Source organism: Pseudoalteromonas sp. CO348, assembly GCF_004208845.1.
Taxonomy (GTDB): Bacteria; Pseudomonadota; Gammaproteobacteria; order Enterobacterales; family Alteromonadaceae; genus Pseudoalteromonas; species Pseudoalteromonas maricaloris.
The window spans coordinates 87059-100605 of sequence record NZ_SGPI01000016.1 but is presented as its reverse complement, the minus strand read 5'-3'; the positions used below and the strand labels follow the sequence as shown (position 1 = coordinate 100605).

The 13547-nt window shown below is 43.9% G+C and carries 8 protein-coding genes; 6 read left to right on the top strand and 2 right to left on the bottom strand.

The window, feature by feature from the left end; all coding sequences use genetic code 11:
• Positions 1-61: 61 nt before the first annotated feature.
• The gene (locus EXT48_RS06990) at positions 62-1906 is read left to right on the top strand and encodes an ABC transporter ATP-binding protein (RefSeq protein WP_130164013.1); all 1845 of its coding nucleotides are present in this window, start codon (positions 62-64) and stop codon (positions 1904-1906) included.
• Here EXT48_RS06990 and EXT48_RS06985 read toward each other — a convergent pair.
• Positions 1890-2492, bottom strand: coding sequence for a TetR/AcrR family transcriptional regulator (locus EXT48_RS06985; RefSeq protein ID WP_039495771.1), 603 nt, complete (start codon positions 2490-2492; stop codon positions 1890-1892). The genes EXT48_RS06990 and EXT48_RS06985 overlap by 17 nt on opposite strands.
• Before the next feature lie 418 nt (positions 2493-2910).
• Between EXT48_RS06985 and EXT48_RS06980 the strand changes: the two genes are divergently transcribed.
• The 5 genes from EXT48_RS06980 (at position 2911) to EXT48_RS06960 (ending at position 13026) form a co-directional block, all read left to right on the top strand.
• A complete protein-coding gene (locus EXT48_RS06980) occupies positions 2911-4083 on the top strand; it encodes an efflux RND transporter periplasmic adaptor subunit (RefSeq protein ID WP_130164012.1) in 1173 nt (390 codons plus the stop codon).
• 4 nt (positions 4084-4087) lie between these two features.
• Positions 4088-7261, top strand: coding sequence for an efflux RND transporter permease subunit (locus tag EXT48_RS06975; RefSeq protein WP_010604876.1), 3174 nt, complete (start codon positions 4088-4090; stop codon positions 7259-7261).
• A gap of 227 nt (positions 7262-7488) precedes the next feature.
• Complete coding sequence (locus tag EXT48_RS06970; RefSeq protein ID WP_130164011.1) at positions 7489-9198, top strand: AMP-binding protein; 1710 nt, start codon at positions 7489-7491, stop codon at positions 9196-9198.
• Positions 9199-9432: 234 nt separating this feature from the next.
• Complete coding sequence (locus EXT48_RS06965; protein ID WP_130164010.1) at positions 9433-11364, top strand: S41 family peptidase; 1932 nt, start codon at positions 9433-9435, stop codon at positions 11362-11364.
• Positions 11365-11583: 219 nt separating this feature from the next.
• On the top strand, positions 11584-13026 hold the full coding sequence (locus tag EXT48_RS06960) for a catalase (RefSeq protein WP_130164009.1): 1443 nt from the start codon (positions 11584-11586) through the stop codon (positions 13024-13026).
• 63 nt (positions 13027-13089) lie between these two features.
• Here the strand turns inward: EXT48_RS06960 and EXT48_RS06955 are convergent, their stop codons facing one another.
• Entirely contained in the window at positions 13090-13530 is a 441-nt protein-coding gene (locus EXT48_RS06955; RefSeq protein WP_240703357.1) for a hypothetical protein, read from the bottom strand.
• Positions 13531-13547: the final 17 nt, after the last annotated feature.

The following is a 13547-nucleotide window of genomic DNA, read 5'->3' as shown; positions in this document are numbered from 1 at the left end:
TGACTCGCGCATTTCATACTATCAAGGTAGACTAGCTTCTGAACAAATTTAGGGATCATCCATGTATCGAGTATTTGAACGCTTTACCAAACCCTTTCCCGAGCAAGAAGTTGGTCAGCCACCACAAGGTTTGTTGGCTTTCTGTCGCTTCTATACTAAGGGAATGGAATTACCCTTATTATTTATGTCGCTAAGTGCTGCGATCCTCGCAATTTTGGAAGTAACATTATTTGGCTTTATGGGTGATTTGGTTGACTGGCTCTCCACTTATACACCACAAACTCTATTTGAAGCCAAACAAGCCGAGTTAATCCGAATGTCTGTGATCACGTTAGTGGCGCTGCCACTGTTAGTCTTTTTTCACAGCGCCATTTTGCATCAGAGTTTATTGGGTAATTACCCAATGGCTATTCGCTGGCAGGCACACCGCTACTTGCTAAAGCAGTCTATGACATTCTATCAAGACGAGTTTGCAGGACGTATTGCAACTAAAGTGATGCAAACTGCCCTAGCCGTGCGCGAATCGGTCATGAAGCTACTCGATGTGCTGGTTTATATTTTAGTGTACTTCACCGCAATGCTCGCGCTTGTTGCAAGCAGTGATATACGTTTGATGATCCCGCTGGTTATTTGGCTTGGCTGCTATATCTGTTTCCAATTCTATTTTGTTCCTAAACTAAAACGCGTTTCTAGTGAGCAGGCTGACGCGCGCTCAGAAATGACGGGAAGGATAGTTGATAGCTACACCAATATTTCAACCGTAAAGCTTTTCTCTTATACCAAACGAGAAGAAGAATATGCCAAAGATAGCATGGATGTGTTTATTCAACCTGTTTATAAGCAGATGCGCTTAGCAACTAGTTTAAATGTTAGTATTCAGGCCTTAAATTATCTTTTGGTATTTTCCGTCGCGGCACTTTCCATCTACTTATGGTCTTTTAATGCGATAACCGCTGGTGCAATCGCAATTACAGTTGGTTTAGCCTTACGACTAAATGGTATGGCGCAGTGGATAATGTGGGAAATTAGCGGTCTATTCGAAAATATTGGTACCGTTGCAGACGGCATGAACACACTCTCAAGACCGCTTGATATTGTTGACCAACAAACAGCGCCACAGTTAGATTTTAAAGCTGGAAAAATCGACTTTTGTAACACTACCTTCGCTTATAAGCGTAAAGATGCAGCGAGACAACATAACGTCATCGACAACCTGAACCTACATATCAAACCCGGCGAGAAAATTGGTGTAGTTGGCCGCTCAGGTGCGGGGAAGTCGACCTTAGTGAACTTATTACTGAGATTCTACGATACCGACGGCGGCAGCATCGAAATTGATGGCCAAAATATTGCTAAAGTAAAGCAGGAAAGCTTACGACGTCATATCGCTATGGTGACGCAAGATACTTCCTTGCTCCATCGCAGCGTACGCGACAATATCCTTTATGGTCGCCCTGATGCATCAGAAGAAGAATTAATAGCCGCAACAAAAGAAGCGCAGGCTTACGATTTTATCCAAGACTTAGAAGACAGTCACGGTAATACTGGCTTTGACGCACAAGTAGGTGAACGCGGTGTGAAACTATCAGGTGGCCAACGCCAACGTATCGCCATTGCCCGTGTATTACTAAAAAATGCGCCGATTTTAATTTTAGACGAAGCTACTTCAGCCTTAGATTCAGAGGTTGAGCAAGCTATCCAAGAGAGCTTAGATGCATTGATGGAAGGTAAAACCGTTATAGCGATTGCCCATAGGTTATCCACGATTGCACAAATGGACAGATTAATCGTAATGGATGAAGGTCGGATAGTAGAAGAAGGAAGCCATCAATCCTTGCTAGCTTTAGGTGGTATTTACGCCAAACTGTGGTCGCATCAAACCGGTGGATTTATTGGGGTTGAGTAACGCCATTACAAAATAGCGAGACCGCCTTTTCAACTAATATATCAAGCTCTGCTTCTGGAAGCGGAGCTTGCCATTTTATCGCGCGTTCCCAATAGCCTAGCTTTTTCAGTGCGCCCCAAAAGTACGCTGCGGCAAAGTCCGCATCAAAACTACCAAGACACCCTGAATTCGCAGCGTCTTCGAACCATTGGATCATCGCGGCTTCACAATGACTAAACTTTTCATTTAAATTCTGTGCTTGCTCAAAGCTACGCATCGATTCAATCATCACAATACGCGACAAACGCATATAATCCTCGTCATTCAACAAAGTCATTGCGCTTTTCGCAAGATGTTGCAGTTGCACTGAAAAGTCATAGTTTGGGATAAATTGTATCGCAGTTATCGGCTTAATTCGCTCAATTAGAAGCTCAACAACGGCATCAAAGAGCTCGTCTTTGGTCGAGTAATGCTTGTATAACGTGCGCTTTGATACTTCCGCTGATTGACTGATCGACTCCATCGTCGTCGCCTGCAAGCCTTTTTGAGCGAACTCTTCTATCGCTGCACATAAAATTGACTGCTGTTTTGGTGAAAGTTGCGTCATTTACTTATTCTGTCTTTAATTAATAGTGGGAAAAGCGAGCCATTGATAGCTGCTACTCACATGGTCAGTTGTATACCAAGAATCACCTCTCTATACAGAGATAAGCCTTCTTCGTAATAAATCAACATTCCCTTTATTTTAATCAATAAAGTCGTTAATAAAAAGTACACATGATCGTATACCTAAATTGAAGAAAAGTACACGCAACCGTTTACCTTTTATTTCTTTAAGTATACACTACCGTTTACTTGTTTAATTGTCGAACAAATAGCCTTTACTTTGGTGTGGTTAAGGTATGAAATGAACACACTTGACTGATTGCATCCAGTTGAGTGTGCGTTATTAAAGGCAAATTGCAAGGTAGTTCCCCGTCGAAGCCGGGGCAGCATAAAATGATAATATAGGAATTGGAGTGTTCATGTATCCAGCATCAATACGCAGTCGTGTTAAACACCTATCTTTTTTAATGCTCACGTTAGGCACTTTGTCAGCGTGTTCAGAAGCACCACAGCAAGGGGGCCATGCAATGCCACCTGCGCAAGTGAGTGTACAACAAGTTACTACTCAATCAGTGCCTTTCGATATCGAACTTCCGGCCACTCTCGCGGGTGATAAAGAAGTCGAAATTCGTTCTCGAGTGTCTGGGATCATCGAATCTCGCAACTTTGAGGAAGGTCAGTTTGTAAAAGCTGGTCATTCATTATTCACCATCGAGCTTAAACCTTTTGAATTAGCAGTAGAAAAAGCGCAGGCAGCACTTCAGGCAGCAAAAGCAAACGTTGATCAAACTAAGCGCGAGAGCGAAAGGCTTGAGCGTTTGAAGAACGAGCGTTCAGTATCAAAGCGCGACTTTGATAACTCAGTATCTGCTTACGATATTGCAGTTGCGAATTTAGAATCTGCAAAAGTCGCGTTGAGTGAAGCTAAGCTGGACCTTGAATATGCCAAAGTTGAAGCACCAGTTTCTGGTATTGTGGGTCGTGAGCTGATGTCAGAAGGCAGCTATGTTTCCGGTCCGAGTGTACTATTAACTGAACTTACCGACATCAGCACCATTCGTGCTCGCTTCGGCTTTTCAGAGCGTGAGCAGCTTACAATGCGCCAAGATGTAGAAAATGGCTCATTGTCATTACCGGAAAATAATGAATTTGATACTACGATTATTCTGCAAGATGGTTCACTATACGGACAAGTCGGTAAAGTAAACTTTAGCGACGTCCGGGTAAACCGCTTTACGGGTACCAGTGAGTTACAAGCTCGTATTCCTAATGAAAATGGCGAGTTAAGACCAGGTCAGTTTGTGCGAGTTAAGCTCTCTGGTGCGGTACGCAATAATGCCGTTGTACTTCCACAAAGAGCGGTACTAGACAATGGTACGGGGAAATTTGTATACATTGCTACCAAAAATGAACAAGGTGCAACCGTAGCCCTACCTGCGCCGGTCAAAGTTGGTGAATGGGTCAAGCTTAACAATGAGAATATGTGGGTTATTCGCGAAGGCTTAAAAGAAGGTCAACCTGTCATCGTTGAAGGTATGGCGAGGATCTTTTTCCCTGGTATGCCAGTGTCTGTGAGCGAGCAAGGGGAATAATCTGATGTTCTCCAAATATTTCATAAACAGGCCTATTTTTGCCTTTGTTATCTCTATCGTGATAGTGCTTGCCGGGCTTGCTGCAATGCGCAGTTTGCCTGTTGCACAGTATCCCGAAATTGCACCACCTCAAGTTGAGGTACGCGCGGTATACCCTGGTGCATCAGCGGATGTATTAGAACAAACTGTTGCAACCCCTATCGAAAACGCGATTACCGGTGTTGAAGGCATGATGTACATGACATCAACCAGTACGAACTCTGGCGTAACGACGATCGCAGTTACTTTTGAGATTGGAACGGATGTTGATCAAGCTGCCGTAGATGTAAATAACCGGGTGAAGCAAGTAGAAGCTCGTCTCCCTGAAGAAACTAGACGCCAAGGCGTGGTGGTTCAAAAGACATCTTCTAACTTCTTACAAGTACACGCATTCTATTCGCCAGATGGTACTCGAGAAAGTCTCTGGACATCTAACTACGTCACCATGAATATCCTTGACCGCGTCAAACGCATTCCTGGTACGACTAACGTGCAGATTTTCGGTGCTAAAGACTATGCCATGCGTATTTGGTTGCGCCCGGATATTATGAGTCAACTGCAAGTCACAGCTGACGATATTGCGGGTGCAATTAGAGAGCAAAACTCTCAGTATGCAGCGGGTAGTATTGGTGCAACACCGACATCTCAAGACGCGCAATCACTCGTTTATAGTGTCACCGCGAAAGGACGTTTATCGACGGCTGAAGAGTTCGAAAATATCATCGTTCGTGCAAACCCTGATGGCTCAACACTGCGCCTTAAGGATGTTGCTCGCGTAGAGCTTGGTTCTAAAGACTATAACTTCCAAGGTACTATTAACGGTAAAGAAGCGGTATTACTCGGTGTATTCTTGCAACCGGGCGCGAATGCGCTTGACGTGGCTAAAGCAGTAGAGGCTGAAATTGAACAGATCAAACCTCAGTTCCCTACAGGTCTCGCTCACGTTAACTCTTACGACACCACACGCTTTGTAGAAGTCTCAATTCGAGAAGTGTTAAAAACGCTTGGTGAAGCAATGATCTTGGTATTCTTAGTGGTTTACCTGTTCTTGCAAAACTGGCGTGCAACGCTAATTCCAACGCTTGCAGTTCCGGTCTCGTTACTTGGTACATTTGCAGGTCTCTATATGCTCGGTTACTCGATTAACACGCTTACGCTGTTCGGCATGGTGTTATCGATTGGTATCGTGGTAGATGACGCCATCGTAGTACTTGAGAATGTCGAGCGTATTATGCATGAGCAAGGCTTGCAGGCTAGAGAAGCAGCGGTTAAAGCGATGCAAGAAGTAAGCGGCCCCGTAGTCGCGATTGTATTGGTATTGTGTTCGGTGTTTGTACCTATCGCTTTCCTGGGTGGGTTAACAGGCGAACTATTCCGCCAATTTGCGATCACAATCTCCATCTCTGTAAGTTTATCCGGTGTGGTTGCACTGACGATGACGCCTGCACTTTGTGTATTGCTGCTTAAGCACGAACACAAACAGGATGCCAAGTTTTTCTTGTGGTTCAATGACTGGTTCCATCGTGTAACCGGACGCTATGTTGGCGCGGTTAGCTTTATGGTTCGCCGTGGTTTTGTGGGCCTAACACTGATGGTAGCGATGATTGGTGCAACGGTATTCCTGTGGCAAAAAACACCAAGCTCTTTGGTACCAGACGAAGACCAAGGTTACTACATGATAGCGGTGTTCTTGCCTGACGGCTCTTCATTAGAGCGCACCGCTAAAGTGGCCGATGAAGTGATAGCTGCTGCAAAGTCTAACCCAGCTAACGAAAACGTCGTGGCGTTTACGGGAATGGACTTCATCGGTGGTGGCTTCAAAAACAGCGCGGCGACTATGTTCGTGACACAAACACATTGGGATGAACGCGATGTGTCGGCGAAAGAACTAGTTGGTGAGCTATTTATGAAAACCGCGCATATTAACGAAGCATTAGTGCTGGCGTTTAACCCACCGCCAATTTTCGGCTTGGGTACAACAGGCGGATTTGAAGTCTTCTTGCAAAATAAAGGCGGCTCTGATCCCGCTAAATTGAAGCAAGGCATGCAGATGATCATGGCCGAGGCGCAGAAGAGCCCTATCCTTACAGGCATTCAAACGCTATGGCGTCCTGATGCACCGCAGCTAAAGGTGCATATGGATCGTGAACAAGCGCGTGCCATGGGGGTTAATATCAATTCTGCGTTTAACGCACTTGCAGCCAATTTAGGTAATTACTACGTCAACGACTTCAATAAGTTTGGTCGTGCATGGCAGGTGATTATGTCCGCAGAAGCCGAGTTTAGAATGACACCGGAAGATGTTGGCCGCATTTATGTGAAAAACAATCGTGGCGAAATGGTACCAATTTCTGCATTTACGGATGTTGAGTATAGCCGCGGTCCGGAAACCATGAATCGTTACAATAACTTATCTGCAGTTAAGTTAATGGGCGAAGCAGCACCTGGCTACAGCTCAGGTCAAGCCATAGCGGAGTTTGAGCGTATCGCCAACAAAGTACTACCACCAGATATGACTTACGAGTGGACGGGTTCCGCGTTCCAAGAAAAGCAAAACTCTGGCACAACAGGTATTGCACTCGGTATGGCCGTGATCATGGTATTTTTGATCCTCGCAGCACTTTATGAGCGCTGGTCATTGCCATTCTCGGTTATGTTAGCGCTACCGTTTGGTACTTTCGGTGCCTTGGTCTCAATCTGGATTGCTGGGCTGACCAACGACGTTTACTTCCAAATCGGTTTGGTTACCCTACTTGGCCTTGCCAGTAAAAATGCCATTCTTATTGTCGAGTACGCACTCATGAAGTATCAAGAAGGATGGAGTCCAGCAACCGCAGCCCTTGAAGCAGCGAGACTGCGTTTTAGACCTATTATCATGACTTCACTTGCTTTCATACTTGGCGTAGTTCCGCTGGTTATGAGTTCTGGAGCTGGAGCAGGAGCAAGACACAGTGTGGGTACTGGCGTAATGGGTGGTATGCTCTCGGCTACCTTCCTTGCAGTATTCTTCTTGCCCCTGTTCTTTTACTGGCTAATGGCAAGACGGATGTCAGAGAAGCGTTCTAAGCAAGAACTTTCAGATGAAATCGCGAAGCATCATAAAGATGAGCATGTCGATACAGATGAAGGATTAGCTTAATAACATCCCTTAAGTTAAACCATAAAACGCCTGAATTTTCAGGCGTTTTTTATATGTCTGATAAAGCTACTACCGCTTTTCCACCACCTTGCCATTACACACTTTATCACTAGCCATTAGTCGTAATTTCATGCTTTTCGTCCAATTGCACTTGATTTTGTCGACAATTAGGTTATCACTGATAAAGCATAATGATAAAAACTAGAGATCAACAGCAAGGAAAAGATATGACGACAGAGAGCCAATTAATAAAAGCAGGTGCACTTACAAAGAGTTACTTCAAAGGCCCCCAAGTAGCACCGCTCACTCAACTCACCATAGGGCAATATCTAGAAAATATTGTCGACAATTATCCAGAAAGAGAAGCCATTGTTGTCTCTCATCAATCAGTTCGCTTAAATTATCGTGAGTACCTCGCAAAAATAAATCAACTTGCCGCAAGCCTTTTAGCTGTAGGCATACAACCAGGGGATAGAGTTGGGATTTGGTCTCCGAACAACCTTGAATGGAGTCTAGTGCAATTCGCAACTGCTAAAATTGGCGCAATTATGGTGTGCATTAACCCCGCCTATCGCCCAAACGAACTTGAATACGTGCTAAACAACGTTGAGTGTAAGATGTTAGTTATGGCGAAGTCTTTTAAACATAGCCATTACGTTGACATGATTAGAGAGCTGGCACCAGAATCCTACGACTGCATGTTTGGCGAATTATCTTCACAGCGCCTTCCCTCACTCAAACAGATAGTGCTGATTGACGAGGATATTGAACCGGGTCTAATGAATTTCAGCACCTTGTTATCTAAAGCTAATGATGCCCACTATCTTGAGGCAAATGCGATTGCAGCCAACCTAAATGCCTGTGACGCTATCAATATTCAATTTACTTCAGGTACGACTGGCAATCCAAAAGGCGCCACCCTCACCCACAGTAATATCCTCAATAACGGATTACTCGTCGCCAATGCTATGAAGCTCACAGAGCAAGACAAGCTTTGTATTCCCGTGCCGCTTTATCATTGTTTTGGGATGGTACTCGGTAATCTCGTTTGTATTAGTAAAGGTGCGTGCGCCGTATTCCCTAACGATAGCTTTGATCCGCTTGTCACCTTAGAAGTTGTTGAACGAGAAAAATGCACCGGGCTTCACGGTGTACCAACAATGTTTATCGCACAATTAGAACACTCAGACTTTACGCAGTTTGATCTATCTTCGCTGCGCACTGGGGTGATGGCGGGTTCCACCTGCCCAGAAAAGGTCATGCGCCAAGTACAAACCCAAATGCATATGACCGATGTACTCATTGGTTACGGGCAAACCGAGTGCAGCCCAATCAATAATATTACCGAAATCGATTCGCCTGTAGAAAAACGCGTGCAGACTGTTGGTCGTGCTATGCCACATACCGAGGTCAAAATTATTGACGAGCTAGGACATATTGCCCCAATTGGTACGCCTGGTGAAGTATGTGCCCGAGGATATTGCGTAATGAAAGGCTATTGGCAAGACCCAGAAAAAACGGCGGCGACCATAGATGACGACGGCTGGCTACACTCTGGCGATTTAGGAGTAATGGACGACGAAGGGTTCGTTAGCATCGTCGGCCGCATAAAAGACATGATCATTCGCGGTGGCGAGAATATTTACCCCAGAGAAATTGAGGAAGTGCTTTATCATCATCATGATATTCAAGATGCCGCTGTATTTGGGATCAAAGACGAAAAATATGGTGAGGAAGTATGTGTTTGGGTTCAACTTAAGCCGGGACACTATATTTCGGAAGAAGATATTCGTGTATTTTTAAAAGATAAACTCGCCTATTTCAAAGTACCAAAATACATCAAATTGGTTGACGCCTATCCGATGACGGTAACGGGTAAGCTACAAAAGTTTAAAATGAGAGATCAAATGGAGCAAGAGTTACATCAAACAGCGTAATTTGCGTTCGACATCCTTGTTGCCACGCAAATGGGTGTTGCGTGGCAAATCAAATAATCCTCTAAAACTCAATCCTCCCAATAATCTCTTTAGTTAGCCTACAAAGAGTAGGAAGTTCGGTTTAATCAATACACAAAAAAGCAATAAATTATTATCATTTTATTTAACACCTATCGACTTTTGTACCCAAAAGATATAAAACAGTTTTGTTTCCATATACAGGACAATAACAATATGTTTAAATTATCAACAGTTTCCAGCCTTCTGGCATTAAGCTTTACAACGGGTGCAATGGCACAAATATCCTATCTTGAAGACACACGCGACCAAATTAGTATTCAAGATTATAGTTATGAACAAAAAGCGCTTGTAGCTGAGCAAGCAAAACTATTACTTGACGGTTTATACGTCAATAAATATGCCAAAAACCTGTACTACGGACTTTCTCCGGCCGGACACTTAGACCCAGTTGTTGCAGTAGACGATTTAATCAATAACATGGGAAATCTAAGTTCTTCTCAATTTCATCAGCAGCTGCAAAAGATCTTCTTATCTCAGCGAGATTTTCATTTGGACTATAACTACCCGGTACCAATGAAAAACTTTGTTTCTTTTGTACCAGTTCATTTTGCACAAACCGTCAATACAGATGGCAGCAAGGAAGTACGCGTAAACCGTATCTGGCAAAACTACACCGTACTTGCACCAGATACATCAACGGTTTCTTTAGGCGATAAAGTCATTGCATACAACGGCCAAGCAGTAACGGATGTGGTAAACAACACTCTATTCCAAGGCGGTGGGGCTAATCCAGATGGCGGGTTTGTTGGTGCGTTAAACAACTTGACTATCAAATCACATAATAAACAGATGCCGCCACAAAATGATGCGCTAACGCTTACTTTGGAATCTTACGAAACGGGCGAAATATATAGCGTTAACTTACCTTGGTTGGTTTATAACGGAAATCCGACTACGCAAGCAAATACAGAGGATAATGCAGCGCAGTTTACGCAAAGTATTAACTATGAATTTGCTACATTTAAAGAGTTAGAAGCGGCAGCACAAGATAGTGCTTTTGCCCTAGCAGCCAATGCCACTGCTGAGCCGACGGTGACATGGAACAAAGTACAAGTAGACGGCGAGTCAGTCGGCTACATTAAGATTGCCTCTTTTTCACCTAAAAATGGAACTAACACTGCCCTTGTTGCCATCATAGATATCTTAGATAACCAGCTAAGTGACACGAAAGCACTTATTATTGATGTTAGAAGCAACCCTGGTGGTAATATTCTATATAACGACTATTTACTACAACTGTTTACACCAAAACGTGTTACTCCGTCTCATGTACGTTTTATCAACACACCTGAGAACCACCATATCCTAAACAATTCCCTGTTCGGCACTTACCTAAGTGATAATTGGCACCAAGTATTGGCTGACGTACAAGGCACCAATGAACAATACTCTGCTGCAACCTCATTCATGACAAAAGATGCAGCAAACCAGATTGGTCAGGCATATTATGGTAACGTGGGGGTTTGGGCAAACGCTAACACCTACTCTGCAGGTGATATGTTCACATGTGGTATGCAAGATAACGGTATTGCAACCGTATTTGGACAGCACGAACGTACTGGTGCAGGTGGCGCAAACGTAATTGAGCATGGTTTATTTGTACAGTACGTGGGTGCACCATATCAAGCGCTACCTTATGATCAAAGTATGCGGGTGTCGTGGCGTCAGTCAGTACGTCAAGGTCATCACATCAATGCGCTCATTGAGGACTACGGCTGTGTTGCCAATGAAGTTGTCAGTTATAACGTTGAAGACATATTCGATGGTGATACTCAAGATTTCAATACGATCGCTCGTAAGTTACTCGCAAAACCCACAGCGCGTGCAACGGTAGCATTTAATTCAGATAGATTTGCATCGGTTGCTGAAACTAACGGAGTGTATAATTTTGATGTAACCAACACAGAATACGTAGACGTATACATTGATGGCACTAAAGTAAAACGTATTTCTGCATTTGCGTATGGTACTCAAGCTAAAACGATTAGCTATACATTACCAAGTAACGTAACGACTGGTACGGTGCAGTTTGTTGGGTTAGATAGTGGTAAAACACGTTTATGGAATTCAACGAGGTTTTTCTAATACTTTAGCTACCATTAATTTCTAAATATGCAGCGGATGAAACCGCTGCATTTCAACAGTCTGTATAATTCACGTAGCGCTTACATCACTCTGAAAACTTTGCTCAGTAAAACTCACATTCACCGTTAAGCTACCACTCAACCAATTGTTTAAATTGAATTTTTTCTTTGGTTTATTTCTTGCTGTTAATTTCTAAATTTTATATGAAGGAAACGAGCAATGACCAAGTGTCCATTAACCACCACAGCTGGTAATCCAATCGCCGATAATCAAAATAGTTTGACCGCAGGTCCTCGAGGCCCATTATTGGTTGAGGACTACCAGCTAATCGAAAAACTGGCGCATCAAAATAGAGAGCGTATTCCAGAGCGTACCGTGCATGCTAAGGGATGGGGTGCGTTTGGAACATTTACAGTAACAAACGATATAAGCCGATATACCAAGGCAAAGCTATTTGCTGAGGTTGGTAAGCAAACCGACATTCTGATGCGCTTTTCAACGGTAGCCGGAGAAAAAGGGGCTGCAGATGCGGAGCGTGACGTAAGAGGTTTCTCGATAAAGTTTTACACTGATGAAGGAAATTGGGATTTAGTTGGCAATAATACCCCCGTATTTTTTGTCCGTGATCCGTATAAATTCCCAGATTTTATTCACACCCAAAAGCGCCACCCTAAAACTAACCTGCGCTCCAACACCGCGCAATGGGATTTTTGGTCATTGTCGCCAGAAAGCCTGCATCAAGTATTAATTTTAATGTCTGACCGTGGCTTGCCAACGGATGTAAGGCACATGAACGGCTATGGCTCACATACCTTTAGTTTGATCAACGAAGACAACCAAAGAGTTTGGGTGAAGTTTCATATGAAAACCCAACAAGGCCACCAGCATCATACCGATGAAGAGTCAAAATCAGTAATTGGCGAAAGCAGAGAGAGTTTTCAAGAGGACTTGCTTGAGGCAATAGAGCGCGGAAATTATCCGAAATGGGATATGAAAATTCAGGTGATGACTGAAGCACAAGCAAAACAGTTCCAACACAATCCGTTTGATTTAACCAAAGTCTGGCCGCATGGCGACTTTCCGCTCATTGATGTTGGCACACTCGAATTAAATCGCGTACCAGACAATTATTTTGCAGAGATAGAACAAGCTGCATTTAGTCCATCTAACGTGGTGTCTGGAATTGGATTTTCTCCGGATAAAATGTTGCAAGCACGCATTTTCTCCTATGCCGATGCTCACCGCTACCGACTCGGTACGCATTATGAGGCATTACCTGTTAATCGCCCCAAATGCCCTGTGCATCATTACCACAAAGACGGTGCAATGCGGTTCTTTAACAATGAACCCGGTGGTAACGAAGATGCTTACTACGAGCCTAACTCGATGGAAGGCCCAAAAGAGCGCTCAGAGTATAAACGCCCTGCTCTTGAACTTGAGGGAATGGCGGATAGATACAACCACCGCAAAGACAATGATGATTTTTCACAGCCTCGTGCTCTATATTGCCTATTTGATGATGCCCAAAAGCAGCGCTTGTACGGTAACATAGCACGTACTATGGCGGGTGTACCTGAGCACATCATTGAACGCCAACTTGGGTTATTTAAATCTGTTCACGAAGAACTTGAAGCCGGTGTTAGAACAGCACTGAGTGAATAGTTCAGGGTTAACTACCTAAACAGCACAAAAAGCTAGCACCTGAAGTGCTAGCTTTTAAAGCTGCTAGATTTGTGACCATGCCTTTTTGGTTCCAAACGCATAAGCCCCACCTATAACCAAGCAAATTGAGGAGCTCACCCACCAAAACGTCATGCTATTATCTGGGATCGTTGGCATGATAAAAACAAAGCCAATTCCCCTAATTAAAAAAATTGCACTTATTACACATAGGGCGATTTTCATCAAAGGTAATTGTCGGATCCGTTTCGCTCCTGAAAACGCATAGCATGACCAGAGCAGTAAAATCGTAGCGATAACGGCAGTGACAATGTGCGGATAAATAAGCCCCTGTTCGGCCATAGTAGCCATTTCCTCACCCGCACCAAAAAAGCGATACCAAGGCGCGCCAAAGATAATGCAGCCAATGTGCGCCACTGCCGCAATGGCTGTACATACACCCGCGAAGAGTAAAAAGTAGTTGGTCGTTTGAGTTTGCGCGTTCAAGTTTATTTCCCTATATT

What these genes read in the sequence shown, in the direction of transcription:
- EXT48_RS06975 (WP_010604876.1), top strand. Translation starts at nt 4,088, where the DNA reads ATGTTCTCCAAATATTTCATAAACAGGCCTATTTTTGCCTTTGTTATC.
- EXT48_RS06980 (WP_130164012.1), top strand. Translation starts at nt 2,911, where the DNA reads ATGTATCCAGCATCAATACGCAGTCGTGTTAAACACCTATCTTTTTTA.
- EXT48_RS06970 (WP_130164011.1), top strand. Translation starts at nt 7,489, where the DNA reads ATGACGACAGAGAGCCAATTAATAAAAGCAGGTGCACTTACAAAGAGT.
- EXT48_RS06960 (WP_130164009.1), top strand. Translation starts at nt 11,584, where the DNA reads ATGACCAAGTGTCCATTAACCACCACAGCTGGTAATCCAATCGCCGAT.
- EXT48_RS06965 (WP_130164010.1), top strand. Translation starts at nt 9,433, where the DNA reads ATGTTTAAATTATCAACAGTTTCCAGCCTTCTGGCATTAAGCTTTACA.
- EXT48_RS06985 (WP_039495771.1), bottom strand. Translation starts at nt 2,492, where the DNA reads ATGACGCAACTTTCACCAAAACAGCAGTCAATTTTATGTGCAGCGATA.
- EXT48_RS06990 (WP_130164013.1), top strand. Translation starts at nt 62, where the DNA reads ATGTATCGAGTATTTGAACGCTTTACCAAACCCTTTCCCGAGCAAGAA.